Origin of the sequence: Micromonospora sp. NPDC023633 (assembly GCF_040640035.1) — a bacterium.
GTDB lineage: Bacteria > Actinomycetota > Actinomycetes > Mycobacteriales > Micromonosporaceae > Micromonospora.
The window spans coordinates 37,855-53,337 of record NZ_JBFABB010000025.1; the positions used below are offsets into that span (position 1 = coordinate 37,855).

Below are 15,483 nucleotides of genomic sequence, written 5' to 3' on the forward strand. Positions count from 1 at the left end.
TGTGCGGTCGGACGCCCGTCGAGCGGTACGGGGATTACCGGTGGGTGACGCTGCGGCGACGACCCACACCGGCGACCAGCGCCACAGCGATCGCCGCCAGCACGATCTGGACCAGCAGCTCGCCCCAGTCGATGCCCGCGGTCTCGGTGGCGATACCCATCGCCCGAGCCAGCACGGTGCCCAGCAGCGCGGCGCCGACACCGATCAGCATGTGCAGCCACATCGGCATGTTCTGGCGCCCCGGCACGAGCAGGCGACCCAGAGCGCCGACAATGAGACCAACGATGAGCGCAGTGACGATGCCCCAAACGGTGAGCTCCACGTCGCCCTCCTTCTCTAAAAGATTCAGTACCACGGTCTGTGGTGTTCCTGTCGTGACCGCTAAGTTCCCGACCCGCCGAAAACCCAAACCGCTTCGACCGACGAGGGCGACGTCGTACATCAATGGCGCATCGCGCGGCGATTGCGCTCGCGCGGCCGTCCGCGCAGGTGGCGCCCTTCCGTCCGGCGGGCGGAACCCGGGGGCGGCGGGGCCGAAAAAAACCTTCGACGCGAACGGCCGGCGCCCCGGTCGGGCGGGACCACCGAGGGGTCCGCAGCCCGGCCGGGGCGCCGGCCGTCGTCATCCGCCGGACGGACCGGCGGCGCGTTACTTCTTGCCGGGGGCCTTGGCGTCTCCGGAGTCGGAGGAGAGCGCGGCGATGAAGGCCTCCTGGGGAACCTCCACCCGGCCCACCATCTTCATCCGCTTCTTGCCCTCCTTCTGCTTCTCCAGCAGCTTGCGCTTACGGCTGATGTCACCGCCGTAGCACTTGGCGAGCACGTCCTTGCGGATCGCCCGGATGGTCTCCCGGGCGATGACCCGGCTGCCGATCGCCGCCTGGATCGGCACCTCGAACTGCTGGCGCGGGATCAGGTTGCGCAGCTTCGCCGCGATCGTGACGCCGTAGTTGTACGCCTTGTCCTTGTGCACGATGGCGCTGAACGCGTCCACCGGCTCACCGTGCAGCAGGATGTCGACCTTCACCAGGTCGGACGCCTGCTCGCCGGAGGGCTCGTAGTCCAGCGAGGCGTAGCCCTTGGTGCGGCTCTTCAACTGGTCGAAGAAGTCGAAGATGATCTCCGCGAGGGGCAGCGTGTAGCGCAGTTCCACCCGGTCGGCGGAGAGGTAGTCCATGCCGAGCAGGCTGCCCCGGCGGCCCTGACAGAGCTCCATCACCGCGCCGACGTAGTCGTTCGGGGTGAGCACCGTGGCGCGCACGACCGGCTCGTAGACCTCGGCGATCTTGCCCGTGGGGTACTCGCTCGGGTTCGTCACGACGATCTCCTGGCCGTCCTCGGTGATGGCCCGGTAGACCACGTTCGGGGCGGTGGAGATGAGGTCGAGGTTGTACTCCCGCTCCAGCCGCTCCCGGATGATCTCCAGGTGCAGCAGGCCGAGGAAGCCGCACCGGAAGCCGAAGCCGAGCGCGCCCGACGTCTCCGGCTCGTAGTCGAGCGCGGCGTCGTTGAGCTTGAGCTTGTCCAGCGCCTCGCGCAGGTTGGGATAGTCGGAGCCGTCGATCGGGTAGAGGCCCGAGTAGACCATCGGCTTCGGGTCCTTGTAGCCGCCCAGGGCCTCCGTCGCCGGCCGGGAGTTGATGGTGATCGTGTCACCGACCCGGGACTGGCGGACGTCCTTCACGCCGGTGATCAGGTAACCGACCTCGCCGACGCCGAGCGCGTCGGCCTTCACCATCTCCGGCGAGATGACGCCGATCTCCAGCAACTCGTGTACGGCGGCGGTGGACATCATCTTGATCCGGTCGCGGGCGCTGATCCGCCCGTCGATGACCCGGACGTAGGTGACCACGCCCCGGTAGACGTCGTAGACCGAGTCGAAGATCATGGCGCGGGCGGGCGCCTCCGCGTTGCCGACCGGCGGCTTGAACTGCCGGACGATCTCGTCGAGCAGGTACGGCACGCCCTCGCCGGTCTTGCCGGAGACCCTGATGCAGTCCGCCGGGTCGCCGCCGATGAGGTGCGCCAGCTCCTCGGCGTACTTCTCCGGCTGGGCGGCCGGCAGGTCGATCTTGTTGAGCACCGGAATGACGTGCAGGTCGTTCTCGAGCGCCAGGTAGAGGTTCGCCAGGGTCTGCGCCTCGATGCCCTGCGCGGCGTCGACCAGCAGGATCGCGCCCTCGCAGGCGGCCAGCGACCGGGACACCTCGTAGGTGAAGTCGACGTGGCCCGGGGTGTCGATCATGTTGAGCACGGCGGTCTCGCCGGCCCGGTCGCCCTCCCGGATGGTCCAGGGCATCCGGACGGCCTGGCTCTTGATCGTGATGCCGCGCTCGCGCTCGATGTCCATCCGGTCGAGGTACTGCGCACGCATCTGCCGGGGGTCGACCACGCCGGTGAGCTGCAACATCCGGTCGGCCAGGGTCGACTTCCCGTGGTCGATGTGGGCGATGATGCAGAAGTTCCGGATGCGCGCCGGGTCGGTGGCACCAGGAGCGTTCGCGCCGGAATCGAGCGTCGGTGGCACAGCGGTCCGTTCTGGTCGGCTGACGTGAGCGGGCCGGCACGACGCCGGCCCCCTCTATGCTCCCACGTCGCCGCCGCGCGTCCGCTGCGCGGGCGATCCCCGCCGCCGGGACCACCCCGCGAGCGCCGTCCTATCCCGCGTCGCGCCGACCGCCGGAGGCCCGGCCGGGCTCACTCGGCGGGGGGCTCGACGAAGAGGGCGGCGAGCTTCGGCAGCCGCCGCTTCGCCTCCTCCTCGTCGTCGAAGTCCCAGAAGTCGTTGAGGTCGGGCACCGGCGCCGGCTCCCGGTCCGCCGGCAGCTCGGCGGCGGTGGCCCGGCGGTAGGCGTCCCACGGCACCGCCAGCATCTCCGCGGCCGAGAACTCCTCCCCGCTCAGCGAGGCCGCCCTGACCTGCGGCAGCCCGGCCAGCGAGTCCGGGTCGGCGACGGCGCGCGCGAAGATCTCACGGCCCTGGGTCATCAACCAGCCCCGGAAGTGGTGGAAGCCCTCGTCGGACACGCCGCCGTTGATCAGGTAGGCGGCGCCCCAGAGGTCGACCTTGTGCGAGGCGGACAGCACCCGTGTCTGGTGGCGGGCGTACCCGACGATGTCCTCCGGGTCGCGCTCGGCGAGCAGGGCGACGGCCCGCGCGGCGACCGCGTGCGGCTCTCCCCCGCCGCCGGCCCGGGCCCGGTCGATCAACTGCCAGAAGTCGTCGGTCCTCATGGCCTGGCAGTCTGGCAGACCGGGCCGCCGCCCCGCCCCGCCCCGGAGCACCCCGGCGGGTCGCGGGCACCGGGCGTCGTGGCGGGCCGCCCGGCAGCATGGTGGGCGTGACCCCGACGTCCCCGCCTCCCGTGCCGTACCACGCGACCGCCCGCCGGCCGGAGTGGGCGACGCTGCCGGCGACGCTGCGCGCCGCCATCGGTGACCGGCTCGGCGCGCCCGTGGTCGCGGCCCGCGTCGCCGGCGCCGGCTTCACCCGCGGCTTCGCCGCCGTGCTCCGCACCGCCGCCGGGGGCCGGGCCTTCGTCAAGGCCGCGGCCACCGCCGAGCAACCGCGACTGGTCGACTGGTACGCCCGGGAGGCCGCGATCCTCGACCGGCTCCCCGCCGGGCTGCGGGTGCCCCGCCCCCGGTGGACGCTGTACGAGGCCGGCTGGTTCGCGCTCTGCCTGGACGCCGTCGACGGGCACACGCCCCGGCTGCCCTGGGCCCCGGCCGAGCTGACCGCGACCCTGTCCGGGTACGCCGACGTGGTCGCCGCGCTGGCCGACCCCCCGGCCGAACTGCTCGGGCTCGGGCTGCCCCACCTCGCCGACCTGGCCCGCGACGACATCCTCTGGTGGGGCGAGGTGGCCGCCGGCCGGGAGCCGGCACCGTCGCTACCCGCGCCGGCCCGGGACCACCTGCCCGACCTGGTCGCGCTGGAGTCCCGCCTCCCGGCGTACGCCGCCGGCGCGACCGGCCTGATCCACGGCGACCTGCGGCTGGACAACGTGCTCGTCGACGGGGCGGGGCGGGCCTGGTTCTGCGACTGGACGTGGCTCTGCCGGGGGCCGGCCTGGTTCGACCTGGCGACCCTGCTGCTCACCGCGTACGCCGACGGCCTGGACGCCGACGCCCTCTTCGCCCGCCACCCGGCGGCGGCCGGCGCGCCCCCCGACGCGCTGGACGCCACCCTCGCCGCCCTCTCCGGCTACTTCCTCACCACCGCCGCCTCGACGCCCGGGACCGCGTCGCCGCACCTCCCGGCGCATCAGCGGTGGAGCGGCGAGCAGTCACTCGGCTGGCTCGCCCGCCGGCAGGGCTGGACCTGACCGGACGCCCGTCAGCCGGCGGGGCCCGCCGGGCCTGCTCCCGGCCGCGCGTGGGGCGGTCGCGTGGGGGCGCACCGGGCCGGTTGCCGGGCCGTGGGGCGCGGCGTCCACCAGGGCGGGGACCGAGCCGTTTTGGCTCGTCCCGGGCGACCTGGTAACCTGGCTCTTCGCGCAGCGATGACGCATGCTCGTCGCGCGCGGAAGCAGACCAACCCGAGCTATCAAGACGAGGCTGTCGCGTGGCGAACATCAAGTCCCAGATCAAGCGCAACCGGCAGAACGAGAAGCGCCGGCTGCGTAACAAGTCGGTCAAGTCGTCGCTGAAGACCGCCGTCCGGAAGTTCAACGAGGCTGCTGAGGCCGGTGACGTCGAGAAGGCCACCATCCTCATGCGCGACGCCTCGCGCAAGCTGGACAAGGCGGTCAGCAAGGGCGTGATCCACTCGAACCAGGCCGCGAACCGCAAGTCCGCGATCGCCAAGCGCGTGGTGTCGCTCTCCGCCTGACGAGGCGACCTCAGACCTGACCGGAAGCCCCGGGCACTTCCCGGGGCTTCCGGCTGTCTGTCGTTGACGTTCCGCACCATCACCCGGCCAGGGTCCCCTCCGCCGGGCTTTCGTCGTCGCCCAGCCGCCGTCCAGGTCAGCGATCGGCGGCCGACGGCCGGTTGTTGACGGGCCGGTTGTCGGCGGTCGGTTGTCGGCGGTCGGGAGGATCGTCAGGCCAGCGGATCAAGGCGGGTGGGCTGCGGCCCGAGCCCGGCGTCCCGCTCCCCCGCGCCGTGGCGCGGATCCTGGTGCCCCTGCCGGTCGCGTCCGGCCCGGGCGGCGCGCGGCGCCGGCGACGCCGTGACGACGACGCCCGGCACGCTGTGCCTGACCCAGTCGACCCTGGCCCGCCCGACCACGGGCTCCATCTGCTGGCGGAAGCGGTCCCGCTCCTGCTCGGGCACGAGGGCGGCGGAGCGGACCACCATCGCGGCCACCATGTCGTTGAGCTTCACCATCGCGGCCACCGTGGCGGGCAGGATGACCACCGCCCACCAGGTGACCAGCTCGGCGAGGGCGAGCAGCGCGGCGAGCGCGACGGCGCCCTCGAAGAAGAGGAAGCAGAGCACCCCGCCCGGGTTGACGAAGCGCAGCCCGAGGAGGCGCGCGTAGAGCGGACGGTAGCGCTCCTCGTCGGCGGGGATCGTGGCCCACGAGCCGCGGGGTGCTCCGCTCACCGGGCGCCACCCTGCCGGGCGGCGGCGACCGAGAAGACGGCCCGCTCCAGCGCGTACGCGCGGTCGTCGGAGCCGCCCTTGACGGCCGCGTTGCACTCCGCCGCGGCCCGCATCGCCTGGACCAACCCCTCGGGCGTCCAGCCACGGGCCCGCTGCTGCGCGGACCTGATCTTCCACGCCGGCATGCCCAGGGTGCCCGCCAACTGGTAGGGGTCGCCCCGACCGGCGGACGCGACCCGGGCCACGGTGCGGACGCCGTCGGCGATCGCGTCGGCGATCGGCACCGGGTCCACCCCCACGTGCAGCGCCCAGCGCAGCGCCTCCAGCGCCCCCGGCACGTCGCCCACCATGACGGCGTCGGCGACGGTGAAGCCGGTCACCTCGACCCGCCCCCGGTAGTAGCGGGAGACCGTGTCGGCGCCGATCCGGCCGTCGGTGTCGGCCATCAGCTGGGAGCAGGCGGCGGCCAGCTCGCGCAGGTCGTTGCCGACCGCCGCGATGAGCGCCTCGGCGGCGTCGTCGGTGCACTTCCCGCCGGCCCGGCGGATCTCGTCCCGGACGAAGGCCACCCGGTCGCGGTGCCCCTTGAGCTTGGCCGCCGGCACCACCGTCGCGCCGGCCGCCTTCAGCCCGTCGGCGAACGCCTTGCCCTTGGCCGCGCCGAGGTGCAGCACGATCAGCTGCACGTCCGGGTCGGGATTCTTCGCGTACGCCAGCAGGGCCGCCACCAGGTCCTTGCGGGCGTCCTGGCCGGCCCGGAGCACCAGCACCCGCCGCCCGCCGAACAGGGAGGGGCTGAGCATCTCGGCGATCTCGCCGACGACGAGGGCGCCGGCCTGGTATTCGCGGACGTCCACGTCGGGATCGACGCTGCGGGCCTTCGCGACGGCTTCGGTGACCGCGCGCGTGGCGAGCAGCTCCTCGTCGCCGAGGACGAGCAGAATAGGAGCGAGGCTGGCGGCGGTCACGCCGCCCATATTCGCACGGCCGACGGCCGGATCCAGTCTGCTCATCGGCACTCCGGCTGCGGAGCCCGCACTCAGTGCAAATCCAGACATTTACCTCAGTCCACCACTAAAGCCGATAATCGGTATCGATTTCTACGGTTGTCGGCCCGGTGGCGTACCGCGCGTCACCACCCCGAGACCTTCCCGGCCGAGCACCGCCGCCACGTCCCCCTCCGTGTCGGTACGCAGCACCCGCGCCCCGCCCCGGGCCAGCCGCCCGAGCACCGCCGGACTGGGATGGCCGTAGGTGTTGCCCGCCCCCACCGGCACCAGGGCGATCCGGGGGCGGACCGCGTCCAGGAAGGCCGGATCCTGGTAGGCCGACCCGTGGTGTGCGACCTTCAGCACCTCGGCCCGCAGCCCGCCGGGCGCCGTGTCGTCCAGCAGCGCCCGCTGCTCCTCGGTCTCGGCGTCCCCGGCGAGCAGGACCCGTACGCCGGAGACGGTGGCGAGCAGCATCAACGAGTTGTTGTTGGGATCCGACCGGGTGCCGCGCAACGGATGGGGCGGGCCGATGACGGTGAACTCGACCCCACCCTCCCGGTACCGCCAGCCGGCCCCGCCCGCCACCACGTCGACGGAGTGCGCCGCGGCCTCGGTGCGGACCAGCTCCCGCCCGGCGGCGGGCTCCGGCCACTGCGGGGTGAGCACCGCGCCCACCGGTCGGCCCCGGAACACGCCCGCGACGCCGCCGGTGTGGTCGACGTGGAAGTGGCTGACCACCAGCAGCGCCACCTCACGTACGCCCAGCCGGCGCAGGCAGCCGTCCGCCGCCCCCGGGTCCGGCCCGGCGTCGACCACCACCGCCCGGCCGGCCGCCACCGGCAGCACCACCGTGTCGCCCTGGCCGACCGCGCAGGCGGCGACCACCCAGCCCGCCGGGGGCCAGCCGGGGGCGGCCAGCCGTACCGGCAGCGTGCCGGCCACCACGGCGACGACGACCACCGCCACCAGCCGGCGGACCACCGGGTGCCGGGTGGCGACCAGCAGCGCGACGGTCAGCCCGGCCAGCAGCAGGGCCCCCGTCACCCCGCCCGGCCACGGCAGCGTGCCCGCCGGCAGCCGCGCGCCGTGCCGCGCCACCGTGACCAGCCACCAGGCCGGCCAGCTCGCCAGCCACGCGACGAACTCCGCCCCGGCCGGCCACGCGGGCGACACCGCCGCCGCCAGCACGCCGAGCACCGTGGCGGGCGCGATGGCCGGCACCGCGAGCAGGTTCGCCGGCACGGCGACCAGGCTCACCGTGCCCGAGATCCCGGCCACCACCGGGGCGCAGGCGAGCTGCGCGGCCGCCGGCACGGCCAGCGCCTCGGCGAGCCCGGCCGGCACCCCACGGCGACGCAGCCCGTCGCGCCACCTCGGCGCGAGCAGCAGCAGACCACCGGTGGCCAGTACGGAGAGCGCGAAGCCGGCGTCGCCGGCCAGCTCCGGGTCGACCAGCACCAGCGCGGCCACCCCGGCGGAGAGGGCGGGCAGCGCCGCGCGGGGACGCCCGGCCGCCAACGCGGCCAGCCCGATGGCGCCCATGGTGGCGGCCCGCACCACGCTCGGCGAGGGGCGGACCAGGACGACGAAGCCCACCAGGGCCAGCCCGCAGAGTCCGGCGGCCAGCCAGGGCCCGGCCCGCGCCCAGCGGGCCAGCAGCAGCACCGCGCCGACGACGATGGCCACGTTGGAGCCGGAGACCGCGTTCAGGTGCGTCATGCCGGTGGCGAGGAAGTCCTCCTCCACGGTGGGCGGCAGCCGGCTCGTGTCGCCGACCACCAGGCCGGGCAGCAGCCCACCCTGCTCGTCGGGGAGCGGCGCGCAGGCGCGTTGCAGACCGGCACGCAGCGACCCGGCGGCCCGCTGCGGCGACGGGGCGGCCCCGTGCGGCACCGGCGGCCCGGCCGCGCTCAGCACCGCCGCGGTCAGGTCGCCGCCACGCGGTGCGGCCAGCCGCCCTTCGGCGGTGAGCCGCTGCCCGGGCAACAGACCTCTCCAGCCGGGATCGGTGGCGAGGACCAGCACGCGGGCCGGCGCCGCGACCCGCCGCCCGTCCGGCCCGGTGAACCGGGTCAGCTCGGCCGGCACGAGCAGGGTGGCCGGGCGCCCGGCGACGCCGCGTACGGGCCGGGGATCGTCGCGGACGACCAGTTCGGCGGTGACGACCGCCCGCTCCTCGACCAGGGCCCGGACCGGCCCGGCGTCGCGGACGGACAGCCGCGCCGCGGTCGCCGACGCGCCGCAGACCACGCCGAGCAGCACGGCGACGGCGATCCAGCCGTACCGCCGGGTCGGGGCGGACGGCCGCCCGAGGACGCCGGCCAGGTGCAGCCCGCCCGCCCCTGCGGCTCCGGCGGCCACCGCGGCCACCAGCAGGGTCGCGCCGGCGGTCAGGTGCAGCCCGGCCAGCGCGGCGAGCCAGGTGGCCACCGCCAGGCCGGCCAGCCGCAGGTCGAGGGCCGCCGCGATCCGCTCGCCCCGACCGTCGACGCCGGACGCCCCGGGCCCGGAGGGGCTGAGCCCGCTGCCCGTCGTCACACCGTCACCAGGTCCTTGAGCTGCTCGTAGCGGGCGTCGCCGATGCCGTCGACCTGGCGCAGGTCACCGACCGAGCGGAAGCCGCCCTGCTGGTCGCGGTGGGTGAGGATGCGCTGGGCGAGCACCGGGCCGACGCCCGGCAGCGCGTCGAGCTGCGCGAGCGTCGCGGTGTTGAGGTTGAGCCGGCCACCCGCGCCGGGCGCCCCCGGCGCGCCGCCGGCAGCCGCCCCGGGCGGGGGCGCCGCGCCCGGTGGCGCCGCGACGCCGACCAGGATCAGCTCCCCGTCGGCGACCTTGCGGGCCGGGTTGAGCAGGGCCACGTCCACTCCGGGCAGCGCCCCGCCGGCCGCCTCCACGGCGTCGGCGACCCGCGCCCCGGCCGGCACCCGGACCAGCCCGGGCCGGCGCACCTTCCCGGCGACCGCGACCACCAGCTCGCCGGCCGGGGTGGCAGCCGGTTCCGCGAGGCCGGTCACCGCCGGCCCGGACCCCTCGGCGGTGGCGACCGGGCGGACCGGCTCGGCCTGCGGCCGGGACCGCCAGGCCCAGAAGCCGGCCCCGAGCACCACCAGGACGGCGACGGCGGCCAGCGCCCGCACCCCCCGCCGCCCGGGGTCGAACGCCCCCGGCCCCGGCAACCGGGACGCCACACCAGCCTCGGGGGCGCGGATCGGCGGGTCGGGTTCCGGCAGCCCCGCCGCGCCGGCGCGGGACGAAGCCGGTGAGCGGGGCGGCGACGGGATCGGCTCCGACACCCCGATCAGGCCCGAATGGTCGACGGACAACCCGACGGGTGCGCCGGGCCATCCCCCGGGATCGGCTGACCCGCCCGGGTGCGCCCGCGAAGCGGCCGACGGCCTGCCCGTCACCAGCCGGCGCAGTCGTTCCCGGACCACCGTCTCCTCGTCGTCTGACACGACGCGAGGCTAGGTCCGCGACGACGGGACGCGGGGCCGGTCGACGCCCGGCTGTGGACGACGGCGCCGCCTGTGGACAACCGCCTGATCAAGCGACCGATGTGCTAGGCGGCGAATAACCGCAGGTCAGTGCGCCTCCGGGTCCGGGCCGCACACGGACCGTCCGCCGTCGACCGGCAGAGTCACCCCAGGCCGACTCTCCCTCGCCCGTCGGCCCGTTACCGCCCCGCCCGGTGGGGCGGCTGGCCGGTGACCGAGGGCCGGCGGTGCACGACGACGCAGGCCAGGCCGGGCCCGGCGTGCGCGGCGACCACCGCGCCGGCCTCCGAGACGTACGAGTCGTGCAGGCGGTCGCCCAACCGGGCCTTCAACGTCTCCAGCAGCGCCTCGGCCCGCTGCGGCGCGGCGAGGTGGTGCACGGCCAGGTCGACCTCGGCGTCGCCGGCGGCCTCGACGGCCAGGTCGACCAGTCGCGCCACGCCCCGGCTGGCGGTACGCACCTTGTCCTTGAGGACGATCGCGCCGTCCGGCATGTGCATGATCGGCTTGACCGACAGGGCGGTGCCGAGCAGCGCCTCGGCGGCGCCGATCCGGCCGCCCCGGCGGAGGAACTCCAGCGTGTCGACGTAGAACCAGATGCCGGTGCGGGCGATGGCGTCCGCCGCGGCGTCGCGTACCCCCGACAGGTCCCCGCCCCGCTCGGCGGCCGTGGCGGCGGCGACGGCGGGAAAGCCGAGGCCCATGCCGGTCGAACGGCTGTCGACCACCGCGACCCGGTCGTCGAACTCGGCGGCGGCCAGCCGGGCGGCCTCCACCGTGCCCGAGAGCTCGGCCGACAGGTGCACCGAGACGATCCCGTCGGCGCCCGCGTCGAACAGCTCCCGGTACGTCCGGGTGAACTGCTCCGGGGCGGGGCGCGAGGTGCTCACCGAGACGCGCCGGCCGCCGAGCGCCCGGGTGGCGTCGGCGGGGGTGGTCTCCACCCCCTCCAGCCCTTCGGCGCCGTTGAGCACGACGGCCAGCGGCACCACGGTCAGCCGGTGGGCGCGCAGCAGCTCGGGCGGGAGGTAGGCGGTGGAGTCGGTGACGACCGCGACGGGCATGCCCGGCACGCTAGCCGATGTCGTCGGGGAACGCCCGGGTCAGACGGCCTCGGTGGCCGGCACGGTGATCAGGCCGACGTTGTGGGCACGCAGGTGCCAGCCCCGGGTGTCGTCGTGGCGCAGCTCGGTCCAGTGGCAGTTCTGCAGCGAGCCGATGGTGCGCAGGACGGCGTGCTCCCAGCCGAGCAGGTGGCCGCAGCCCTGCCGGGCCGCGCCGCCGTGGGTGGCCACCACCACGGTGCCGCCGGGCACGGCTTCGGCGGCGTCGGACAGGGCCGCGCCGACCCGCTTGCCGAGGTCGTCGAGGGTCTCGATGCCGGCGCCCGGGTCCGGGTCGCCGGCCCGCCAGCGGGCGAACTCGGCGGGGTGGCGCTCGGCGGCCTCGGTGAGGGCCAGCCCCTGCCAGGACCCGAAGTGCCGCTCCCGCAGCCGCGGGTCGGTGCGCACCGGCAGCCCGGTCAGCGCGGCCAGCGCGCCGGCGGTGTCCGCCGCGCGGCTCAGGTCGCTGGCCACGATGGCGTCCGGCCGCAGCCCGGCCAGCAGGGGCGCGGCGCTGCGGGCCTGCTCGCGGCCGAGGTCGTTCAGCGGCACGTCGGTCTGCCCCTGGACCCGGCTGGCGGCGTTCCAGTCGGTGTTGCCGTGCCGCCAGATGATCAGGCGGGTCATTCCGCGGCGGTGGAGCCGGTGCCGGACTCGGCGTCGACGAGGTCCCGGTCGACGAACGGGATCGTCGGGCAGTCCTTCCACAGCCTGTCGAGGGCGTAGAACTCGCGCTCCTCGGTGTGCTGGACGTGCACCACGATGTCGACGTAGTCGAGCAGCACCCACCGGCCGCCCCGCTCGCCCTCGCGCCGGACCGGCTTGGCCTTCTCCGGCAGCTCGAGCAGCCGCTCCTCGATGGCATCGACGATGGCAAGCACCTGACGCTCGTTGGGAGCCGCGGCGAGCAGGAACGCGTCGGTGATGGCGAGCTGGTCGCCCACGTCGATGATGACGATGTCCTGCGCCTTCTTGTCGGCCGCGGCCTGGGCGGCGGCGATGGCCAACTCGTGGGCGCGTTCGGAAATTGTCACCGTTCTCCTTCGATCAACCGTGCGATCCTCCAAGCGTCTCACACCCGGCGGAATCCCGACTCGTCAGTTCTGGCGCGTTACCCGCCCGAACCGCCCCATACCGGGCCGAATCACGACTGGTAGAGGCGCCGCTTGGCGATGTACTGCACCACACCGTCCGGCACCAGGTACCAGACCGGCTCCCCCCGGGCGACCCGGGCGCGGCAGTCCGTGGACGAGATGGCCATGGCCGGGACCTGCACCAGGCTCACCGTGTCGGCCGGCAGGTGCGCGGCGGTCAGCGCGAAGCCCGGCCGGGTCACCCCGATGAAGTGGGCCAGCTCGAAGATCTCGTCCAGGTCCTTCCAGGAGAGGATGCGCTCCAGCGCGTCCGCCCCCGTGATGAAGAAGAGCTGCACCTTCGGGCCGTACTCCGCGTGCAGGTCGCGCAGGGTGTCGACGGTGTAGGTGGGCCCACCCCGGTCGATGTCGACCCGGCTGACCTGGAAGCGGGGGTTGGAGGCGGTGGCGATGACCGTCATCAGGTAGCGGTCCTCCGCCGGGCTGACCGGCTCGTCCGCCTTCTGCCACGGCTGACCGGTGGGGACGAAGACCACCTCGTCCAGCCCGAACCGGTCCGCCACCTCGCTGGCCGCGACGAGGTGCCCGTGGTGGATCGGATCGAAGGTGCCGCCCATGATGCCGACCCGCCGGATGTCTTCCTCCACCCCGCGATCCTAGGCCGGGCGGAACCGGCGGCCCCGGGGGGCCGCCGGACCGTCCCGCCCGGCGGACGGCGTCAGGCCGCCGCCGCGGCGACCGCCGTCCGGGCGACCAGGGCCCGCCGCAGGTCGTCGTCGGCGTCGGTCACCACCCGGCGCAGGCCGGGGGTGACGTCGTCGCGAGCCAGCAGCGCAGCGGCCGCCTCCCGGGTGGGCTGCGCCACGGCGTAGCGGGGGAAGGCCGACTTCGCGATCTGGTCCGCCACCCAGGGCGTACGCGACCGCGCGGCGGCCGGCATGTCGGCGAAGTACCGCTCGACGTAGCCGGCGGTCAGCTCGGCCTGCTCGGGCTGCCAGAAGCCCTCCGCGGTCGCCTCGACGAGCCGGTTGGACAGCTCGGTGTTCGACACGACGATCTCCCAGGCGGCCCACTTCGCGGCCGGGTCGGGCAGCGCCGCCCGGCAGCGGGCGGCCCGCTCGGCGCCGGCGGCGCTCGGGTCGGCCGCGGCCTCGGCGGCGATCTCCGCCTCGCCGGCCGCGCCGAGCACCACCAGCCGGAGCAGCAGCGACCAGCGCAGCTCGGCGTCGACCGCCAGCCCCGGCGGGACGTCCCGGCCCGCGAGCCAGCCGGCCAGCCGGTCCGCGTCGGTGCTGGCGGCGAGCCAGCCCCGGGCCGCCGCGAGCTGCAACGAGCCGCCGGCCGGGGCGCCGTCGAGCAGTTTCCGGCAGGCGGCGGCGACCTGCGCCAGGGCGGACTCGCGGGCCAACGGGTCGAGGTAGCGGTCGACCAGCGAGCGGCTGAGCGCGAGCACGTCCTCGGCGATGATCACCTCGGTCTCGGCGGGGAGGGCGGCGGCGATCAGGGCGACCAGGCCGGCGACCGGCCGCTCCCCGTCGATGGCGGCGTCCAGCGCCTCGCCCCAGAGCAACGCCCGGGCCAGCGGGTCGGCCAGGCCGGGCAGCACCAGCGGCACGGCGTCCGCCGACGCGGGGTCGAGCCGGATCTTGGCGAACGTCAGGTCGCCGTCGTTGGGCAGCAGCAGCCGGGCCGCCGGCTCGCCGGCCAGATCGGCGAGCACCGTCCGGCCGCCGTCGGCGTCCGGGTCGAGGTCGACCTCCGTCCGGACGACCGTGCCGTCGGCGGCGTACCGGCCGACGCCGATGCGGTGCGGGCGCAGCACCGGGTGCGACTCGGGGGCGCGCTGCCCGATCGCCACCTCGGTGTAGCGGCCGTCCGCGTCGACGGTGACCTCGGCGCGCAGCGTGTTGACCTGCGCCGAGCGCAGCCAGCGCTCCGCCCAGCCGGACAGGTCGCGCCCGCTGGCGGCGGCGAGGCTGCCGAGCAGGTCGGCCAGGGTGGCGTTGCCGAACCGGTGCTTCGCGAAGTGGGCGTTGAGGCCGGCGAGGAAGGCGTCGTCGCCGAGCCAGGCGACGAGCTGCCGCAGGACGCTGGCGCCCTTGGCGTACGAGATGCCGTCGAAGTTGAGCAGGCCCTCGGCGGCGTCGGCGACCTCCTCGGGCGCCACGGGGTGGGTGGAGGGGCGCTGGTCGGCCGCGTAGCCCCAGGCCTTGCGCCGCAGGGCGAAGGTCGTCCAGGCCCGGTCGAAGCGGGTCGCCCCGGCGGTCACCCGGGTGCCGAGGTACTCCGCGAAGGACTCGTTCAGCCACAGGTCGTCCCACCAGCGCATGGTGACCAGGTCGCCGAACCACATGTGCGCCATCTCGTGGGCGATGGTGGTGGCGCGATGCTCCCGCTCGGTGTCGGTGACCGCGGAGCGGAAGACGTAGTCGTCGCGGAAGGTTACGAGGCCCGGGTTCTCCATCGCGCCGGCGTTGAACTCCGGCACGAACGCCTGGTCGTACTTGCCGAACGGGTAGCGCTCGGCGAAGAGCTGGTGGAACCGGTCGAGGCACTGCCTGGTGACGGTGAGGATCTCCTCGGCGTCGGCGTCCAGGTGCTCGGCGAGAGAGCGCCGGCAGTAGAGGCCGAGCGGGATGCCGTCGTGCTCGTCGCGCCGGACGTGCCAGGGGCCGGCGATCAGCGAGACGAGGTACGTGGCCAGCGGCGCCGTCGGGGCGAACTCCCAGCGCCCGGGGCGCGGCGTGGCGGCGAGCAGGCCGTTGGCCGCGACGACCCAGTGCGGCGGGGCGGTGACCGACACGGTGACCGGGGCCTTCAAGTCGGGCTGGTCGAAGGCGGCGAAGAGGCGCTGCGCGTTGTCCAGGAAGGACATCGCGTAGAGGTAGGTCTCGCCGTCGGCGGGGTCGACGAAGCGGTGCATCCCCTCGCCGGTGTTCGAGTACGCCATCTCGGCGGCGACGGTGAGCGTGTTCTCCTCGGCCAGCCCGGTCAGCGGGAGCCGGTTGTCGTCCAGCGTGGACGGGTCGACGTCGCGGCCGTTGAGGCGTACCGCCAGCAGTTTCGCGGGCTGGACCTCGACGAAGGTCGCCGCGCCGGGGACCGCCCGGAAGCGGATGGTGACGTCGGAGCGGAACCGCTCGCCGTCGCCGGTCAGGTCGAGGTCCACCTGATATGACTCGACGGTGATCGCCGCGCCACGCGCGGTCGCCTCTACACGGGTCAGGCTCGGCATCCGCTTATCCTG

The 15,483-nt window shown here is 74.9% G+C and carries 14 protein-coding genes; 2 read left to right on the plus strand and 12 right to left on the minus strand.

Annotation, left to right across the window (positions count from 1 at the left end; translation table 11 throughout):
- Positions 1 to 34 precede the first annotated feature (34 nt).
- The 3 genes from AB0G13_RS10720 to AB0G13_RS10730 all read right to left on the minus strand — a co-directional run bounded on the left by AB0G13_RS10720 (position 35) and on the right by AB0G13_RS10730 (position 3,234).
- Positions 35 to 322 carry a GlsB/YeaQ/YmgE family stress response membrane protein gene (locus tag AB0G13_RS10720; RefSeq protein WP_357871969.1) on the minus strand — a complete coding sequence of 96 codons (288 nt, stop codon included), beginning with the start codon at positions 320 to 322 and terminating at the stop codon, positions 35 to 37.
- Positions 323 to 649: 327 nt separating this feature from the next.
- Entirely contained in the window at positions 650 to 2,527 is a 1,878-nt protein-coding gene (gene lepA / locus AB0G13_RS10725; protein ID WP_357871972.1) for a translation elongation factor 4, read from the minus strand.
- A gap of 170 nt (positions 2,528 to 2,697) precedes the next feature.
- Positions 2,698 to 3,234, minus strand: coding sequence for a DUF4240 domain-containing protein (locus AB0G13_RS10730; RefSeq protein ID WP_357871974.1), 537 nt, complete (start codon positions 3,232 to 3,234; stop codon positions 2,698 to 2,700).
- A 107-nt stretch (positions 3,235 to 3,341) separates the two neighbouring features.
- On the opposite strand from AB0G13_RS10730, the gene AB0G13_RS10735 reads away from it, so the two are divergent.
- Positions 3,342 to 4,328 carry a phosphotransferase gene (locus AB0G13_RS10735; RefSeq protein ID WP_357871977.1) on the plus strand — a complete coding sequence of 329 codons (987 nt, stop codon included), beginning with the start codon at positions 3,342 to 3,344 and terminating at the stop codon, positions 4,326 to 4,328.
- A 239-nt stretch (positions 4,329 to 4,567) separates the two neighbouring features.
- Positions 4,568 to 4,834, plus strand: a complete 267-nt coding sequence (gene rpsT / locus AB0G13_RS10740; RefSeq protein WP_088998874.1) for a 30S ribosomal protein S20 — start codon at positions 4,568 to 4,570, stop codon at positions 4,832 to 4,834.
- Between the two features lie 212 nt (positions 4,835 to 5,046).
- On the opposite strand, the gene AB0G13_RS10745 is transcribed toward rpsT, so the two are convergent.
- The 9 genes from AB0G13_RS10745 to pepN form a co-directional block, all read right to left on the minus strand.
- Positions 5,047 to 5,553 (minus strand): hypothetical protein, encoded by a 507-nt coding sequence (locus tag AB0G13_RS10745; protein ID WP_357871980.1) that lies wholly within the window; start codon positions 5,551 to 5,553, stop codon positions 5,047 to 5,049.
- Complete coding sequence (gene holA, locus AB0G13_RS10750; protein ID WP_357872054.1) at positions 5,550 to 6,530, minus strand: DNA polymerase III subunit delta; 981 nt, start codon at positions 6,528 to 6,530, stop codon at positions 5,550 to 5,552. The genes AB0G13_RS10745 and holA overlap by 4 nt, the downstream gene beginning before the upstream one ends.
- Positions 6,531 to 6,653: 123 nt before the next feature.
- Complete coding sequence (locus AB0G13_RS10755) at positions 6,654 to 9,014, minus strand: ComEC/Rec2 family competence protein (protein WP_357872057.1); 2,361 nt, start codon at positions 9,012 to 9,014, stop codon at positions 6,654 to 6,656.
- A gap of 65 nt (positions 9,015 to 9,079) precedes the next feature.
- Positions 9,080 to 10,000 (minus strand): ComEA family DNA-binding protein, encoded by a 921-nt coding sequence (locus tag AB0G13_RS10760; protein ID WP_357871983.1) that lies wholly within the window; start codon positions 9,998 to 10,000, stop codon positions 9,080 to 9,082.
- 218 nt (positions 10,001 to 10,218) lie between these two features.
- Positions 10,219 to 11,103 carry a DegV family protein gene (locus AB0G13_RS10765; protein ID WP_357871985.1) on the minus strand — a complete coding sequence of 295 codons (885 nt, stop codon included), beginning with the start codon at positions 11,101 to 11,103 and terminating at the stop codon, positions 10,219 to 10,221.
- 39 nt (positions 11,104 to 11,142) lie between these two features.
- Positions 11,143 to 11,769 (minus strand): histidine phosphatase family protein, encoded by a 627-nt coding sequence (locus tag AB0G13_RS10770; protein WP_357871988.1) that lies wholly within the window; start codon positions 11,767 to 11,769, stop codon positions 11,143 to 11,145.
- Positions 11,766 to 12,176 carry a ribosome silencing factor gene (rsfS, locus tag AB0G13_RS10775; protein WP_357871991.1) on the minus strand — a complete coding sequence of 137 codons (411 nt, stop codon included), beginning with the start codon at positions 12,174 to 12,176 and terminating at the stop codon, positions 11,766 to 11,768. The genes AB0G13_RS10770 and rsfS overlap by 4 nt, the downstream gene beginning before the upstream one ends.
- Positions 12,177 to 12,286: 110 nt before the next feature.
- Positions 12,287 to 12,883, minus strand: a complete 597-nt coding sequence (gene nadD, locus AB0G13_RS10780; RefSeq protein ID WP_357871994.1) for a nicotinate-nucleotide adenylyltransferase — start codon at positions 12,881 to 12,883, stop codon at positions 12,287 to 12,289.
- A 71-nt stretch (positions 12,884 to 12,954) separates the two neighbouring features.
- Entirely contained in the window at positions 12,955 to 15,471 is a 2,517-nt protein-coding gene (gene pepN / locus AB0G13_RS10785) for an aminopeptidase N (RefSeq protein ID WP_357871997.1), read from the minus strand.
- Between the last annotated feature and the right edge of the window lie 12 nt (positions 15,472 to 15,483).

Coding starts and splice junctions, on each gene's coding strand:
- AB0G13_RS10730 (WP_357871974.1), bottom strand. CDS start 3,234: ATGAGGACCGACGACTTCTGGCAGTTGATCGACCGGGCCCGGGCCGGC.
- pepN (WP_357871997.1), bottom strand. CDS start 15,471: ATGCCGAGCCTGACCCGTGTAGAGGCGACCGCGCGTGGCGCGGCGATC.
- AB0G13_RS10765 (WP_357871985.1), bottom strand. CDS start 11,103: ATGCCCGTCGCGGTCGTCACCGACTCCACCGCCTACCTCCCGCCCGAG.
- holA (WP_357872054.1), bottom strand. CDS start 6,530: ATGGGCGGCGTGACCGCCGCCAGCCTCGCTCCTATTCTGCTCGTCCTC.
- AB0G13_RS10770 (WP_357871988.1), bottom strand. CDS start 11,769: ATGACCCGCCTGATCATCTGGCGGCACGGCAACACCGACTGGAACGCC.